The following is a 15,633-nucleotide window of genomic DNA, read 5'->3' as shown; positions in this document are numbered from 1 at the left end:
TTTAGATCTAAGTCTGGGTGTTTATGGCCTCCCAAAGCTTTAAGGCGTCAACCGTTTCGGCAACGTCGTGCACACGAATAATATTGGCGCCTCGATCAGCAGCCGTGATCGCTGCTGCAATACTAGGGGCAACCCGATCGTTTGCATCTTTACCAGTAATTTTGCCAATCATTGATTTGCGGGATATCCCCGCAAGGACGGGATAGCCCAGTGTTGAGAATGCTTGAAATTGAGAAAGCATATGCAAATTATGTTCAAGACTTTTACCAAATCCAAAGCCTGGGTCTATAGCTATTCTGTTTCGCTCGACACCATTTGCTTGTAATAATTCAGCCCGTTCTTGAAGAAATTGCTTCACCTCTGCAATCACATCTTGATATTCCGGATTAAATTGCATTGTGAGAGGGTCACGTTGCATATGCATTAAGACCATGCCGCAATTAGCATGCTCTAGCACGGCATCTATTGCACCTTCTTGCCTCAATGCCCAAATATCATTGACGCAATCTACACCCGTCCTTAACGCTTGACGCATCGTTTCAGCTTTGTAGGTATCAATTGATAGCGGCACGCCGCAATCCTTTAAACCCTCGATAACAGGCAATACGCGATCTAATTCCTCTTGAAGAGAAACAGGTTCAGCACCTGGTCTAGTCGACTCACCACCAATATCAATCAGATCAACGCCATTTGTGATCATTAGCTCTGCTTGGGCCAATGCATCTTTTGCTGTTCTAAATTTGCCACCATCAGAAAACGAATCCGGTGTGGTATTCAGAATCCCCATCACGAGGGGACGCTTGCGTTGATGAAAGTTAAAAAGAAAACGCCCACAACGCCATGTTGTGGGCATTAACTGCATGCCTTGTTTGTCCATAAAGACAGCCTGTTAACTAAAACTGATATTTATGCTGTTGCTGGGGCACTACCCGTTGCTGGACCTGGTGTACCAGCCGAGTTACCGAACTGGGTTGCAGGTGGTGGCTTAGGCGTCCGTGGTGGACGACCTTCCATGATGTCGTTGATTTGTTCAGCATCAATGGTTTCCCATTCTAGCAATGCGGCTACCATCGCTTCAACTTTATCGCGGTTTTGCTCGAGGATTGATCTTGCTAAGGCATATTGGCTATCAATCAGCATCCGAATTTCTGCATCCACTTTTTGCTGTGTCAACTCAGAAACCGTTTTAGTACTGTTGCGACCAAAAATACTTTCTGATTCAGTATCGACATACACCATCGTGCCGAGACTATCACTCATACCGTAACGAGTAACCATATCGCGGGCCATTTTGGTGGCACGCTCAAAGTCATTAGAAGCACCAGTACTCATAGAATGCAAAAAGATCTCTTCAGCAGCACGACCACCGAACAAAATTGCCAACTCTTCCAACATGCGATCTTTATAAAGATTTACACGATCAAATTCAGGTAACTGCCAGGTCACGCCTAATGCCATACCACGTGGCATGATGGTCACTTTATGCACAGGGTCAGCCTTAGGCAGCACTTTAGCAACTACCGCATGACCAGACTCGTGATACGCCGTATTGCGACGCTCTTCTTCACGCATCACAGCAGACTTACGCTCAGGACCCATGTAGATCTTGTCTTTAGCGTCTTCAAAATCTTTCATATCGACTGAACGCTTATTACGGCGTGCAGCAAACAAAGCAGCTTCATTTACTAGATTCGCCAAGTCAGCACCAGAGAAGCCGGGAGTGCCACGGGCCAATACTGCAGCATTCACATCTGGGTCAATCGGAACCTTACGCATATGTACTTGCAAGATCTGCTCGCGACCACGTATATCTGGCAAGCCAACATGCACTTGGCGGTCAAAACGACCTGGACGCAATAAGGCTTTATCTAGCACGTCTGAACGGTTAGTTGCGGCAACCACGATCACGCCGCTATTGCTTTCGAAGCCATCCATCTCAACCAGCATTTGATTCAAGGTTTGTTCGCGCTCGTCATTACCACCGCCCATACCAGCACCACGATGACGACCTACTGCATCGATCTCGTCAATAAAGATGATGCATGGAGAATTCTTCTTGGCGTTTTCAAACATATCACGCACGCGAGATGCACCAACGCCCACAAACATTTCTACGAAATCAGATCCTGAAATTGAGAAAAAAGGAACTTTCGCTTCACCCGCAATCGCTCGCGCTAATAAGGTCTTACCAGTACCAGGAGGGCCAACAAGCAAGACGCCATGGGGAATACGTCCACCAAGCTTTTGGAATTTCTGCGGATCTTTTAAGAAGTCGACCAACTCAAATACTTCTTCTTTTGCTTCATCGCAACCCGCAACATCGGCGAAGGTAACGGTGTTGCTGTTCTCATCAATGAGGCGTGCCTTCGACTTACCAAAGGAGAATGCACCACCTTTACCGCCACCTTGCATTTGGCGCATCATGAAAAACCAGAAACCAATAATTAATAAAGTAGGTCCAAGATAGTACAAAGCAGAAACCAGCATATTCGGTTCATCTTCTGCTTTACCAGTCACTTGTACGCCATACTTCATTAAGTCACCCACCATCCAAATATCACCTGGAGAGATGATGGAATATTTATTACCATCCGCAGGAGTTACCTGCAATGTGCGACCTTGTACATCAACGCGCTTCACCTTGCCGGATTTGGCGTCATCCATAAATTGGGAATAGGTAACCTGATTCTGGTCCTTAGGCTTATCAAACTGTTTAAAAACAGTAAAAAGCACCAAGCCCACAATGAGCCACACACCGATTTTTTGGAACATATTGCTGTTCAAAATTGAGTCCTTTTCTGGAGTGAACCAGGAGTTAAAGCGAATCGCTACATAAGTATTTGATTCTACTACCAGCCTTTTTCAAGAGCTAATGGGATGTTTATTTGATAAACCCATGCATTTCAGGGGGTTATTGGACTATTCTAGGACGAATTGCTCCCTTATTTAGGAGATTTCAGGTTTCTTCCCAAGAGAAAGATCTCTGAAGACTTGGCCCTAGACGCCTTGGGCTTTCTAGAGGCAACGGTTTTGAAGACCTTTTTGAATGATTCCACGATCTGGCTATAGCCGCTGCCATTGAAGCATTTAATCAGTAGGGCACCCTCAGGCTTAAGGTGATCAACTGCAAAGTCGAGTGCAATCTCTGCCAAAAAGGCCATGCGGGCAGCATCAGCCACGCCGACCCCCGAAAGATTGGGGGCCATATCCGAGAGAACAAGATCAACCTTGCCTTCTGCATTTTTTGGCAATAAAACTTCTAGCGCTGCAAGACCCTCTTCCTCACGAAAATCGCCCTGGATAAAGCTCACATCAGCAATATCTTCCATTGGCAAGATATCAATCGCAATAATTTGGCCATCGGGTTTACCTGACTCAATCTTAGGATTACTTTTGCCCAATTCAGTCAAACGGTTACGGGCATATTGAGACCAGCTGCCAGGGGCGCTACCCAAGTCAACAATCGTCATCCCTGCCTTAATCAGGTGATCTTGCTCATCGATTTCACTGAGCTTATAAACCGCTCTTGCGCGATAGCCCTCTTTTTGAGCCATCTTCACATAAGGATCAGTCAGATGATCCTGCAACCAACTTTTATTAAATTTATTCTTCGCCACAACTTACCCACTTTCGCCCTACATTTTCCTAGTTTCTGCCCCCTAAAGCAAAAGGAATCGACTGAAAACCAAGCAAATCCAGTCTAAATAGGCGCTTTTACCAATCAATGCTCTATCATCAAGTCCATGACAGCACTGACTATTACCCCTGCCCAACGCAAATCCCTCAAAGCTGATGCACACGATTTAAGTCCTGTGGTGATGATTGGCGGGGACGGCCTTACCCCAGCAGTCATTAAGGAAGCAAAGCTAGCCATCAATCATCATGGCTTAATTAAGGTCCGCGTATTTGGTGATGATCGTGAAGCTCGCATCGCAATCTATGAAGAGCTATGCGAGCAATTAGATGCCGCACCAGTGCAGCACATTGGCAAATTACTGGTGCTTTGGAAACCAAAAGATATCGTTGATGAGGCTTATGCCAATTTAGGTCGCTCCAGCAAACAAACTAAAAAAACTTTGCAAGCACCCCGCACCAAACGTCAACCTAATCGTGCACCAGCAAAATCGGGTGTTCGCACCAGCAGCTCTGAAAGATCAGATCGTCGTTCTGCGTCTAATAAATCGCCATTTGAACGTGCGGCGGCCGTCAAATCTTCAACACCTAAGAAGCGCGCTCTTCGCTCAGAAGCTGCTGAGTCTAAGATTGGCTGGTCTTCACCTGGCTATCGCAAGGCAGCTGCAGCACCTGCCCCGATTAAGAGACGCAAGGTTCGCATGAGTAGCAATAAGAAAAAATCTCTTGGCTCCTAGAGCTTAATTTTTTCTTAAAGAGCGCCGCTAGTCTGCGTTTTTTATTAGCAATCTAATGCTGCTTGGTATATGAACCGATTAAGCGCCAGACTAAATAGATGCCAAGTGCGCTCTGTATTAAGTACAACGCACTAGAGGCTCCATGGAGTTTGCCAAAGAGTTCGGCGGAGGGCGAAAGCATTACCGGCATACCTTGCATTAAAGCTTGATCGCGAAGAGTATTCATCCAAGGCATCAAGACCAGCACACCAAGCAAAGAACACAGCAACATTGCTAGCAAAAGCCAACGAGCCAAGCGATAAGCATTCAGGCCACGTCTAACCAAGAGATTGGCCAGTACCAATAATGCAATGGAAATGGTAATGCTCAAGTACGCTTCAATTCTAAAAATGGCTCCCGCTACCATTCCGGCAACTTGACGATCTGTCAAAGTACTAAAGATAGCTGGTGCCACTAAATAGCCAACGGTTAGAAGGCTACCTATCCAAAATGATGCTATTAGCGTAAAGAGTCTTTGCGCTCCAAAATAGTGAGCAGCGCTCATGATATTAATTAGATATAGCGGACTGACAAGATCTCAACTTCGCGATTGCCGCCAGGAGCTTGCACAGCAACCACATCACCCTCTTCTTTACTGATTAAGGCACGGGCAATCGGAGAGCTAATGGAGATTTTGTTTGATGCAATATCTGCTTCATCATCACCTACGATTTGATAAGTGAACTTTGTGCCGTCTTCGAGATCCTCAAGATCAACTGTGGCACCAAAAACGACACGACCAGAAACATCTAATGCTGCAGGATCGATAATTTGAGCAGCAGAGAGTTTGCCCTCTAGTTCTTGAATGCGGCCCTCAATAAAACCTTGCTTTTCTTTGGCGGCATCGTACTCAGCATTTTCTGAAAGATCACCTTGAGCGCGCGCTTCAGAAATGGCATTAATCACTGCTGGACGTTCGACATGCTTGAGGCGGTGCAACTCCTCTTTCAGGAGTTCTGCACCACGCTTAGTAATGGGAATTGTGCTCATGCTACTAACCTAACTTAAAAACAGGCGCAAAACGCGCCTATAAATTGGATTTTAGATTAAATGAGCGTCCGATGTAAGTTTTGTAATGAATACACCTCGAGGGACTCTTTGCTGCCGTTTTGGGATGCCAGCAATCCATCCATGACTGCACGAGCTGCACTAATGGTGGTGTAGTAGGTCACGCCATTTGCTTGAGCACTAGTTCGAATAGACCTAGAGTCAGCGATGGCAGTCCGGGTCTCATCCACCGTCGTGAACACCAAGGAGATTTCACCATTTTTAATGAAATCCACAATATGAGGACGACCGTCTTTGACTTTATTTACGACACGTACTGGCAAACCAGCAGCCTCAATGGCAGCAGCCGTTCCTTTGGTAGCCACCATTGGGAAACCGAGCTGGTGCAATAACTTAGCCACCTCAACTGCCTTGGGCTTATCACTATCTTTCACTGTCAGGAGCACAGTACCGCTCTTCGGCAATTTAATGCCAGCACCCAATTGAGATTTGAAGAGTGCTTCACCAAAGGTTTTACCCACTCCCATCACTTCACCAGTCGAACGCATTTCCGGCCCCAGAATAGGATCAATGCCCGGGAACTTATTAAATGGAAATACTGCCTCTTTGACCGAGAAGTATGGAGGCTTTACTTCAGACTTGATACCTTGCTGCTCCAAAGATTGACCCACCATGCAACGAGCAGCAATCTTCGCTAGCTGTAAACCCGTTGCCTTAGAGACAAACGGTACGGTGCGAGATGCCCGTGGGTTTACTTCCAAAACGTAAATCACATCTTTACCATCTACGTTCTGAATCGCAAACTGAACATTCATGAGACCAATAACATTGAGACCTTTAGCCATCGCTGCAGTTTGACGTTTGATCTCTTGGACTGTTTCATCGGAGAGTGAGTAAGGAGGTAATGAACATGCTGAGTCACCTGAGTGAACTCCGGCCTGCTCAATGTGCTCCATCACACCACCAATAAAAACCTTCTGACCGTCGCTAATGCAATCTACATCGCACTCAATTGCATCATTGAGGAAGCGATCAAGTAAAACTGGAGAGTCATGAGAAACTTTGACTGCTTCACGCATGTAACGCTCAAGATCACGACCATCGTGAACGATTTCCATGGCGCGACCGCCTAATACATAAGAGGGACGCACTACCAAGGGATAGCCGATTTCTTCGGCAAGTTTCAATGCCTCTTCTTCAGCCCGTGCAGTTCGATTAGGCGGTTGACGCAAACCTAGGTCTTGCAAGAGTTTTTGGAAGCGCTCGCGATCTTCCGCTGCGTCAATCATGTCGGGCGATGTGCCAATAATCGGTACACCATTGCGCTCTAGGTCTAAAGCGAGTTTCAGAGGCGTTTGGCCACCGTATTGGACAATCACCCCTTTGGGTTTTTCTTTCGCAACAATTTCTAATACGTCTTCAAGCGTGAGGGGCTCAAAATACAAGCGGTCCGAAGTATCGTAGTCAGTAGAAACAGTTTCTGGATTGCAGTTGACCATAATGGTTTCATAACCATCATCCCGCATCGCTAAGGCAGCGTGCACACAGCAATAGTCAAATTCGATACCTTGACCAATACGGTTAGGGCCGCCACCCAAGACCATAATTTTCTCTTTACTTGTGGGACGAGATTCGCATTCACCATGTTCAGCCTCGTATGTCGAATACATATAGGCTGTATTGGTCGAGAACTCAGCGGCACAGGTATCTACTCGCTTGTAGACTGGTACTACTTTTAAGCGATGACGTGCAGCACTCACGGAAGATGCGTCAACTCCCAGTAACTTTGCCAAGCGACGATCAGAGAAGCCTTTTTGCTTTACAAAACGCAGTTCTGCAGCTGAGAGACTATCAATCTTACGTAGCTTAAGTTCAGTCTCAATCGTAATGAGCTCTTCAATTTGCTCTAAAAACCAAGGGTCTACTTTGGTTTCGTTATAGATTTCATCTAAACCCATGCCCATGCGGAAGGCATCAGCAAGGTACCAAATACGGTCAGGTCCGGGCTCATTGATTTCATTGATGATGTCATCTAGATCTGTCGAAAACTCATCTAAACCATCAACACCAACCTCTAAGCCACGTAAGGCTTTTTGAAAAGACTCTTGGAAAGTGCGGCCAATAGCCATTACTTCTCCAACCGACTTCATTTGGGTTGTCAAACGAGAATCGGCCTGTGGGAATTTTTCAAACGCAAAACGGGGAATCTTGGTGACTACGTAGTCAATCGATGGCTCGAATGATGCTGGAGTAGCGCCACCAGTAATGTCGTTCTTCAGCTCATCCAGTGTGTAACCCACTGCTAATTTGGCAGCGATCTTGGCAATCGGGAAGCCAGTGGCTTTGGAAGCTAAAGCTGATGAACGGGAAACTCGAGGGTTCATCTCAATCACGATCATGCGTCCATCCACTGGATTGATCGAGAACTGAACGTTTGAGCCACCAGTATCCACACCGATTTCACGGAGAACCGCAATCGATGCATTGCGCATGATTTGATATTCTTTATCGGTCAATGTTTGGGCGGGCGCAACAGTAATGGAGTCACCCGTGTGGACACCCATTGGATCTAAGTTTTCAATTGAGCAAACAATGATGCAGTTATCGTTACGGTCACGCACCACTTCCATCTCAAACTCTTTCCAACCAAGCAGCGACTCTTCAATTAAGAGTTCACGAGTTGGGGATAAATCAAGGCCACGTTTGCATATCTCTTCGAACTCTTCACGGTTATATGCAATACCGCCACCTGAACCGCCCATGGTGAAAGAAGGACGTATTACTACCGGGAAACCAGAACTGCCAGTTTCCTGTTGAATCCGCTGCTGGACATCCATTGCTTCATCCATGGAGTGAGCAATACCAGATTTTGCAGAGCCAAGACCAATCTTGGTCATTGCATCTTTAAATTTCTGACGATCTTCTGCTTTATCAATAGCTTCTGGTGAAGCGCCAATTAATTCACAGCCATATTTTTCTAATACGCCATGGCGATGCAAATCTAATGCGCAGTTCAAAGCAGTTTGACCGCCCATGGTTGGCAAGATGGCATCTGGTTTTTCGGTTGCAATGATGCGCTCTACTACCTCCCAAGTGATTGGCTCAATATAAGTTACATCAGCCATCTCAGGGTCGGTCATGATAGTTGCAGGATTACTGTTTACTAGAATGACTTTGTAACCTTCATCTCGTAGTGCTTTACAAGCTTGTGCACCGGAGTAGTCAAACTCACACGCCTGTCCGATCACAATCGGACCAGCACCAATAATCAAGATACTCTGAATGTCGCTACGCTTAGGCATTATTTGCCCTCCTTCTTGCTGGCAGCATTCATAAGCTCCACAAATCGATCAAATAAATAGGCGATGTCATGCGGTCCAGGTGATGCTTCAGGGTGGCCCTGGAAACAAAGCGCTGGCTTATCTTTCCAAGCCAAACCTTGCAACGATCCATCAAATAAGGAAACGTGTGTCACGCGAATATTGTCTGGCAAGGTATTGGCATCAACAGCAAAGCCATGATTCTGAGAAGTAATAGCAACACGGCCAGTATCCAAATCCTTCACTGGATGATTTGCACCATGGTGACCGAACTTCATCTTCAGGGTTTTAGCGCCTGCTGCCAAGCCCATGATTTGATGGCCTAAGCAGATACCAAAAGTGGGTACGCCTTTTTCAATGATTTCTTTTGCAGCAGCGATTGCGTAATCACAAGGACCAGGATCTCCAGGACCGTTTGAGAAAAATACGCCGTCGGGATTCATTGCTAAAACTTCAGCAGCAGAAGTTTGTGCAGGTACCACTGTCAACTCGCATCCACGTTCAGTAAGCATGCGCAAAATATTGCGCTTCACGCCAAAGTCATAAGCAACCACTTTTTTGGTGGGTTTGGTTTTATCCAGAGTTCTATAAACTGGTTTGTCATCAGGACCATGTAATTCCCACTCAGCTTCACGCCATTCATACGCTTTTGGAGTTGTCACTACTTTGGCTAAGTCCAGTCCAGACATTCCAGGAAAGGCTTTAGCTAGCTCAAGCGCCTTTTTAGACAAGACCTCGTAATCCTCGCCCAACTTACCCGCCACAATAGCGCCAGATTGGGCGCCTTGAACACGCAAGATACGGGTAAGTTTACGGGTATCGATTCCAGAGATCCCAACAACTCCGGCTTTAGTGAGGTAGTTATCTAAACTCCCCTCAGAGCGGAAATTAGAAACCCGTTTTGGTAGATCTTTAATCACGAGACCAGCAGCATGAATTTGATCTGATTCAGCATCTTGTGGATTTACGCCGACATTTCCAATATGAGGGTACGTCAAGGTCACGATTTGGCGTGAATAACTTGGATCGGTAATGATCTCTTGATAACCCGTTAAGGCGGTATTGAAAACAACTTCACCGGTAGTTTCGCCAGGAGCGCCAATACTAAAACCGGGGAATATGGTGCCATCGGCTAGAGCCAACACGGCAGGAGGAAAAGAAGGAAGCAAGGGTGACAAACCATCTCCAGTCCCTGCTCCATCCGACGCTCAAAACCCCTAAAAAGACTAACCCGAGGCTTGTTTATGCGGGAGGTGAGTGTCTTTAAGCGCTAGGGTATTTAATAAGTTTCGAACCTTTCAATCATACCAGTTTTGGTCCATAAACCCTTGAATCCTCAGCCTAATGGGCTTTAGAGGTGGCTCCTCCCCAAATCCGAAATCTGGGGAGATTCAAAAAAGTGTTTTTTACTGCTGGAGTTTAAGGAGCTGCACCTTGCTCAATGATGGTCTTAATTTGAGCCAACACGGTCTGATCTTCCATAGTGCTGATATCACCCGGATCGCGCCCTTCAGCAACCGCTTGCAATGCGCGGCGCACGATCTTGCCAGAACGGGTTTTCGGTAATGCGGTCACGACATAAACACGACCAGGACGAGCAATCGCTCCTAACTGGCTATCTACTGTCTTCATGCACTCTTTTTCTAAATTTTCTGCTTTGGCTGAATCTTTGGGAATCACAAAGGCAATGGCTGCCTGACCTTTTAGCTTGTCCTCAATACCAACTACCGCAACTTCAGAAATATTGGGATGACTAGAGATGCTTTCTTCAATTTCCCGTGTACCAAGGCGGTGGCCAGCAACGTTAATCACATCATCAGTACGACCCAAGATAAAGAAGTAACCATCTTTATCTTTAATACCCCAGTCGAAGGTGGAATAAATTAACTTCCCAGGAATCGTTTCCCAATAGGTGCTCACGAAACGTTTGTCATCTCCCCAAACAGTTTGCATACAACCTGGAGGTAGCGGACCTTCAATCGCGATGACACCCTTTTGATCTGGGCCTAACTCGGCGGAGCTAGCATCATCTAGAAGTTTCATGTTGTAACCGAAGGATGGCACGCCTGGTGAACCGAACTTATGGGGCATCACTTCTACGCCACGTTGAATCGCCAACATTGGCCAACCAGTTTCAGTCTGCCAGTAATTATCGACAATTGGTTTTTTAATCGCATCATGAATCCAACTTGCTGTTGGTTCATCGAGTGGCTCACCAGCCAAGAATAAAGCACGTAATGTGGAAAGATCATGCTTGGTTAAGAATGCAGGATCTTGTTTTTTAAGGACACGCACCGCAGTAGGTGCGGAGAACATCACCGATACTTTATATCTAGCAACCAACTCCCACCAAATGCCAGCATCAGGACGCAATGGCGTGCCTTCATACATGATGGTTGCCATGCCATTGAGCAATGGGCCATAAATGATGTAGCTATGCCCCACTACCCAACCAATGTCTGAGGTGGTGAACATCGTTTCACCAGCTTTGCCACAAAAAATATGGTTCATGGTGGACATCAATGCCACTGCGTAACCACCGGTGTCACGTTGAACACCCTTAGGTTTACCGGTCGTTCCTGAGGTATACAGAATGTAGGAAGGATGCGTTGCATCTACCCATTCAATTGGCACAATATCGTTGAGGTGTTGTTGACGCTCAGACGCATAGTCCAAGTCTCTTCCAGCCACAGTAGTGAACTCAGACAGTCCACGATTTACGATCAATACTTTTTCTGGTTTGTAGCTGGCGAGAGTAATTGCCTCATCCAATAATGGCTTATAAGGCACGGCTTTACCGCCACGCATACCTGCTTCAGAAGTCACCACCATTTTTGGTTTTGCATCATCAATGCGGGAAGCAAGGCTATGGGAAGCAAAGCCACCGAATACTACTGAGTGAATCGCCCCAATACGGGCACAAGCCAACATTGCGAAGCAGGCTTGGGCAATCATCGGCATATAAATCAGTACACGATCACCTTTTTTAATGCCATTGGCTTTATAAATAGCAGCCATACGATTCACTTCTTCGTAGAGCTCTTTAAATGTGTACGCCTTCTCTTGATCGGTTTCTGTAGAAACCGCTACTAATGCAATTTGATTTGGGTTGACTTGGTAGTGACGATCCACTGCGTTGTAGCAAAGATTCGTTAGGCCACCTTCAAACCATTTTGCAAATGGCGGGTTGTCGTAGTTCAGAACCTGATCGAAGGGCTTTTCCCAGTGAATCAATTTAGCCTGCTCAGCCCAAAATCCGTCTGGGTCTTTGATCGAGCGTTCGTGATGTGCTTTATAAGACATGGTCAACCTAATCTAAAAGTTTCTGAAATTACGGGTTTTTACTCGCCCCCTTGGCACTAGGGTTACCGCTTGAGGACGCTGAAGTAACATTTTTCGCAGATTTTGCAAGTCCTGTCGATGCGGATTTATGCTGAGATGCAGCATTTTTTTGTGGAGATTTAGCCTTAGCAACCGTTTCAACACCTTTGTTTGGCTTGACTGGGGCGCATTTCACTGCTTTGGCATTCTTCACCCCTTTAGCGGGTTTAGGGCAATTCGGTGTGGGTGGCGGTGGCTTGACTAGACTCAGGCTGGCATTGTCTGCCATCGCCGAAGAAACATCTCCTGAACGATTACCAACCTTAGGAATGATCACGGTAGATCCCGCCTTGATACGCATACCACTCGGAATGGCATTCACCTGTCTTAGCGCCTCTGGACTGACGCCTAATGTTTTGGCAGCTTGATCAACGCTTTCAGTTTTACTAATCCTCACTGCGGTCCAAGAAGAAAGGGGTTTCGTGTACTTCTTGAGATTTTCTTGAAAGATTTCTGCATGGCCGAACGGCAACAAAATTTGTTGGTTAGCATTACTCAGAATTACAGGCTTATTAAATGAGGGATTCAGACTATGAAATTCATCCTCAGGAATTTCCGCCAACTTAATCGCCAAGGCAACATCAATATCATTACCAACATCTAGCGCAACAAAGTAAGGGTGGTTTTCTAATTCTGGTAAGACGATGCCATAAGCCGATGGATCTAAAACAATCTGTCGATAGGCCATCAATTTAGGAACATACATGCGGGTTTCGCGAGGCATGTTCAAACTCTCATAATCCGTTGGTAGGCCTGCAGCAAGATTGCGTTTTTGGGCTTTAGCAACATTGCCAGCACCCCAGTTATAAGCAGCAAGAGCCAACTCCCAACTACCAAATTGATTATAGAGACGCTGTAAATAATCCAAAGCAGCATCGGTGGATTGCAAGACGTCTCTACGCTCATCGCGAAAGACGTTTTGCGTTAATTGAAAATCTTTTCCAGTTGCTGGCATAAATTGCCACAGGCCTACTGCTTTTGCGCTCGATTTAGCATGGGTAACAAATGCACTCTCCACAAAGGGAAGCAAGGCTATTTCGGTTGGCATATTGCGCGCATTGACTTCTTGCACAATATAAAAAAGATAACGCGATGAACGTGTCATAGAGCGGTTAACATAATCAGGTCGAGCACTTAACCAGCGAACTTGCTCAATCTCTAATGGGGTATTCATCGGCTCCATTTGAAAGCCATCCCGAATGCGTATCCATAAATTATCAGAAGGTGCATACACCTTACTAACAGACTGATTCTTCAGATTAACGGAGGTAGCCTTGGATGCTTTAGACCCTGTTTTAGCTGGCGTATCCGATGACCAAACACCCGTGCTGGCACAGCCTGATAAAAAAACGGCAAACGCGATTGCCGCAAAGATCAAACGCATCAGAATCGATCTTTCCAAGCACGAATCACTGCTAGCACATGCGCTGGACTCGGAAGATCTGCTTGATGAGAAGCCGCTTTTGCAGACGCAATCACCTCCGCCTGATCACTGCGCATAAACGGATTTACTTGTAGCTCTTGTCCAATTGTTGTCGGTAGCGTTGGCAAACCTTGTTGACGAAGTTTCTGCGCACGCTCTGACCAAGAGATTAAGTTCGCATTATTTGGCTCGACTGCAAGCGCAAATCGAATGTTGGATAAAGTGTATTCATGGGTGCAGTACACCAATGTATTTTTAGGGAGTGCAGCAAACTTGGCTAAAGACTCTGTCATCTGAGTTGGTGTACCCTCAAACAAGCGTCCGCACCCAGAAGCAAATAGGGTATCGCCACAAAACAACATAGGCTCGACAAGGTTAGATTGCATATCCGCAAAATAAGCGATGTGACTTAGGGTATGGCCTGGCACCTCATAAACTTTTAGACTAATACGTGGGGAATCGATCTCAAACTGATCGCCCTCTTTTGCCACTTGAGTTCGCCCAGGAATATTATTACCGGCAGGGCCATATACCGGTATCTGGGGACCCAATGCATTCAATAAGTTGAGAATGCCACCAGTATGGTCCGCATGATGATGGGTAATCAGAATGCCTTTTAGCGTCAGCTCAGACTTTGAGAGGTAATCCAGAACAGGACCAGAATCGCCCGGATCAACCACCAAGGCTGACTTTCCATCATGGATGCACCAGATGTAGTTGTCATCAAAGGCCGGGATCGGCCAAACTTGCAATAAAGTATTCTTATCCATAAACCGATGATACCAACCCCACCTATTCCTTCGCAGATGCCAGCACCCCCTTGGAGTTCATGGGAGAAGTGGCTCCAGTCGCCTCCTGGGCAGTATGTGCTCGGCTGGGAGCAAAAGTGCTTTGATCGCATTGTTGCGGATGTTTTTGGCTTTCATGCAGTCCAGATTGGCCTACCCCAAATCAATGCCCTAAGCGAAAACCGCATGCCCTTGCATGCCCTCTTGGTGAACTCACAAGATAGTCGAAAAGATGCGCACCGTTTTAGTTGGCGTGTCATAGAGGGTAACGCGAATGAGCTCCCCTTTGCCAATGAAAGTATTGACCTCATTGTTTTGCCTCACGTCCTCGAGTTTGCAGCCGATCCCCATCAAATTTTGCGTGAAGTGGATCGAGTATTGCTCCCTGAGGGTCGCTTGGTCATTTCTGGTTTTAATCCTGCCAGCTTATGGGGTGCCAGACAATATCTCAGTAGGCTGATTGGCAATCCCTTTCTACCGCGGGATGGCCAATTTATTGGCCTCTTACGTATTAAAGATTGGCTGCAACTATTGAATTATTCACTCGACCGTGGTCACTTTGGGTGTTACAAATTTCCTTTGCACGGCGAACCAGCCATGAACCGCATGGACTTTCTCGAACCGATGGGCAACCGTTGGTGGCCTATCTTTGGTGCAGTGTTCATCGTCTCGGCAATCAAGCGTCACAAAGGCATGAGGCTAATAGGACAAGTGGCATCTGTTCGCCTTCCTGCAATCAACCAGTTAGCCCCTGCTGCCGAACGTAATCAATTACGCGATTCCTTGAACAAGACTGAGGTCAATTAAATTAGCAATATGCCTCATACCAAACCAGCACATCACCCTCCTCATATCGTCATCTATACCGATGGCGCCTGCAAAGGTAACCCCGGGCCGGGCGGATGGGGTGCGGTCCTGCGTTCAGGCAATCATGAGAAGCAGATCCATGGCGGTGAAAAACTCACCACCAACAATCGTATGGAAATCTGTGCCGTGATCTTTGCCCTTCGCGCCTTGAAACAACGAAGTTCCGTTGAGCTTTGGACGGATTCCCAATATGTCCAAAAAGGGGTCACTGAATGGCTTGAGGGCTGGAAAAAGCGAGGATGGAAGACCGCCAGCAAAGATCCAGTCAAAAACGCTGATTTATGGCAAGAATTGGACGCCTTGCTCCCAGACCACGATATTTCTTGGCACTGGGTCAGGGGTCACAACGGTCACCCCGGAAACGAGCTGGCTGATCAGCTTGCTAATAAGGGTGTTGAAGAGTTTTTACCCTAGGTTAGATTAGCCCTCGCCCAGCG

13 protein-coding genes are annotated in these 15,633 nt (G+C 46.6%); 3 read left to right on the top strand and 10 right to left on the bottom strand.

Going from position 1 to position 15,633, the window contains the following annotated elements; translation table 11 throughout:
* Window positions 1–7 precede the first annotated feature (7 nt).
* The 3 genes from folP to C2756_RS04845 all read right to left on the bottom strand — a co-directional run bounded on the left by folP (window position 8) and on the right by C2756_RS04845 (window position 3,617).
* Entirely contained in the window at window positions 8–877 is an 870-nt protein-coding gene (gene folP / locus C2756_RS04855; RefSeq protein ID WP_251372120.1) for a dihydropteroate synthase, read from the bottom strand.
* A gap of 29 nt (window positions 878–906) precedes the next feature.
* Entirely contained in the window at window positions 907–2,784 is a 1,878-nt protein-coding gene (ftsH, locus tag C2756_RS04850) for an ATP-dependent zinc metalloprotease FtsH (protein WP_215297025.1), read from the bottom strand.
* A gap of 158 nt (window positions 2,785–2,942) precedes the next feature.
* Window positions 2,943–3,617 (bottom strand): RlmE family RNA methyltransferase, encoded by a 675-nt coding sequence (locus C2756_RS04845; RefSeq protein ID WP_215320457.1) that lies wholly within the window; start codon window positions 3,615–3,617, stop codon window positions 2,943–2,945.
* A 126-nt stretch (window positions 3,618–3,743) separates the two neighbouring features.
* Between C2756_RS04845 and C2756_RS04840 the strand changes: the two genes are divergently transcribed.
* The gene (locus C2756_RS04840) at window positions 3,744–4,370 is read left to right on the top strand and encodes a YhbY family RNA-binding protein (protein WP_215297021.1); all 627 of its coding nucleotides are present in this window, start codon (window positions 3,744–3,746) and stop codon (window positions 4,368–4,370) included.
* Window positions 4,371–4,422: 52 nt separating this feature from the next.
* On the opposite strand, the gene C2756_RS04835 is transcribed toward C2756_RS04840, so the two are convergent.
* From C2756_RS04835 to gloB, 7 genes are all read right to left on the bottom strand, one after another.
* Window positions 4,423–4,914 (bottom strand): DUF4149 domain-containing protein, encoded by a 492-nt coding sequence (locus C2756_RS04835; RefSeq protein WP_215320455.1) that lies wholly within the window; start codon window positions 4,912–4,914, stop codon window positions 4,423–4,425.
* An 8-nt stretch (window positions 4,915–4,922) separates the two neighbouring features.
* Window positions 4,923–5,399 (bottom strand): transcription elongation factor GreA, encoded by a 477-nt coding sequence (gene greA / locus C2756_RS04830; RefSeq protein WP_215297019.1) that lies wholly within the window; start codon window positions 5,397–5,399, stop codon window positions 4,923–4,925.
* 56 nt (window positions 5,400–5,455) lie between these two features.
* Complete coding sequence (gene carB / locus C2756_RS04825) at window positions 5,456–8,719, bottom strand: carbamoyl-phosphate synthase large subunit (RefSeq protein WP_215320453.1); 3,264 nt, start codon at window positions 8,717–8,719, stop codon at window positions 5,456–5,458.
* The gene (gene carA / locus C2756_RS04820) at window positions 8,719–9,906 is read right to left on the bottom strand and encodes a glutamine-hydrolyzing carbamoyl-phosphate synthase small subunit (protein ID WP_215320816.1); all 1,188 of its coding nucleotides are present in this window, start codon (window positions 9,904–9,906) and stop codon (window positions 8,719–8,721) included. The genes carB and carA overlap by 1 nt, the downstream gene beginning before the upstream one ends.
* A gap of 250 nt (window positions 9,907–10,156) precedes the next feature.
* Entirely contained in the window at window positions 10,157–12,040 is a 1,884-nt protein-coding gene (locus C2756_RS04815; RefSeq protein WP_215320450.1) for a propionate--CoA ligase, read from the bottom strand.
* Window positions 12,041–12,068: 28 nt separating this feature from the next.
* Window positions 12,069–13,502, bottom strand: a complete 1,434-nt coding sequence (locus C2756_RS04810; protein WP_215320448.1) for a transglycosylase SLT domain-containing protein — start codon at window positions 13,500–13,502, stop codon at window positions 12,069–12,071.
* On the bottom strand, window positions 13,502–14,311 hold the full coding sequence (gene gloB / locus C2756_RS04805; protein ID WP_215320446.1) for a hydroxyacylglutathione hydrolase: 810 nt from the start codon (window positions 14,309–14,311) through the stop codon (window positions 13,502–13,504). Before gloB ends, C2756_RS04810 begins: the two co-directional genes overlap by 1 nt.
* A gap of 6 nt (window positions 14,312–14,317) precedes the next feature.
* Here gloB and C2756_RS04800 point away from each other — a divergent pair, with 6 nt between their 5' ends.
* Entirely contained in the window at window positions 14,318–15,136 is an 819-nt protein-coding gene (locus C2756_RS04800; RefSeq protein WP_215320444.1) for a class I SAM-dependent methyltransferase, read from the top strand.
* 9 nt (window positions 15,137–15,145) lie between these two features.
* Window positions 15,146–15,610 carry a ribonuclease HI gene (gene rnhA / locus C2756_RS04795; protein ID WP_215320442.1) on the top strand — a complete coding sequence of 155 codons (465 nt, stop codon included), beginning with the start codon at window positions 15,146–15,148 and terminating at the stop codon, window positions 15,608–15,610.
* Window positions 15,611–15,633: the final 23 nt, after the last annotated feature.

The sequence above is a fragment of the Polynucleobacter sp. UB-Siik-W21 genome, from assembly GCF_018687415.1.
Lineage (GTDB): Bacteria > Pseudomonadota > Gammaproteobacteria > Burkholderiales > Burkholderiaceae > Polynucleobacter.
The sequence above is the reverse complement of the archived record's forward strand: the minus strand, read 5'-3'. Positions and strand labels throughout refer to the sequence as shown.

Bases quoted from the DNA above. Each gene is read 5' to 3' on its own strand.
- C2756_RS04835 (WP_215320455.1), bottom strand. From the start codon at position 4,914: ATGAGCGCTGCTCACTATTTTGGAGCGCAAAGACTCTTTACGCTAATA.
- C2756_RS04815 (WP_215320450.1), bottom strand. From the start codon at position 12,040: ATGTCTTATAAAGCACATCACGAACGCTCGATCAAAGACCCAGACGGA.
- C2756_RS04810 (WP_215320448.1), bottom strand. From the start codon at position 13,502: ATGCGTTTGATCTTTGCGGCAATCGCGTTTGCCGTTTTTTTATCAGGC.
- C2756_RS04800 (WP_215320444.1), top strand. From the start codon at position 14,318: ATGATACCAACCCCACCTATTCCTTCGCAGATGCCAGCACCCCCTTGG.
- folP (WP_251372120.1), bottom strand. From the start codon at position 877: ATGGACAAACAAGGCATGCAGTTAATGCCCACAACATGGCGTTGTGGG.
- gloB (WP_215320446.1), bottom strand. From the start codon at position 14,311: ATGGATAAGAATACTTTATTGCAAGTTTGGCCGATCCCGGCCTTTGAT.
- rnhA (WP_215320442.1), top strand. From the start codon at position 15,146: ATGCCTCATACCAAACCAGCACATCACCCTCCTCATATCGTCATCTAT.
- carB (WP_215320453.1), bottom strand. From the start codon at position 8,719: ATGCCTAAGCGTAGCGACATTCAGAGTATCTTGATTATTGGTGCTGGT.
- C2756_RS04840 (WP_215297021.1), top strand. From the start codon at position 3,744: ATGACAGCACTGACTATTACCCCTGCCCAACGCAAATCCCTCAAAGCT.
- greA (WP_215297019.1), bottom strand. From the start codon at position 5,399: ATGAGCACAATTCCCATTACTAAGCGTGGTGCAGAACTCCTGAAAGAG.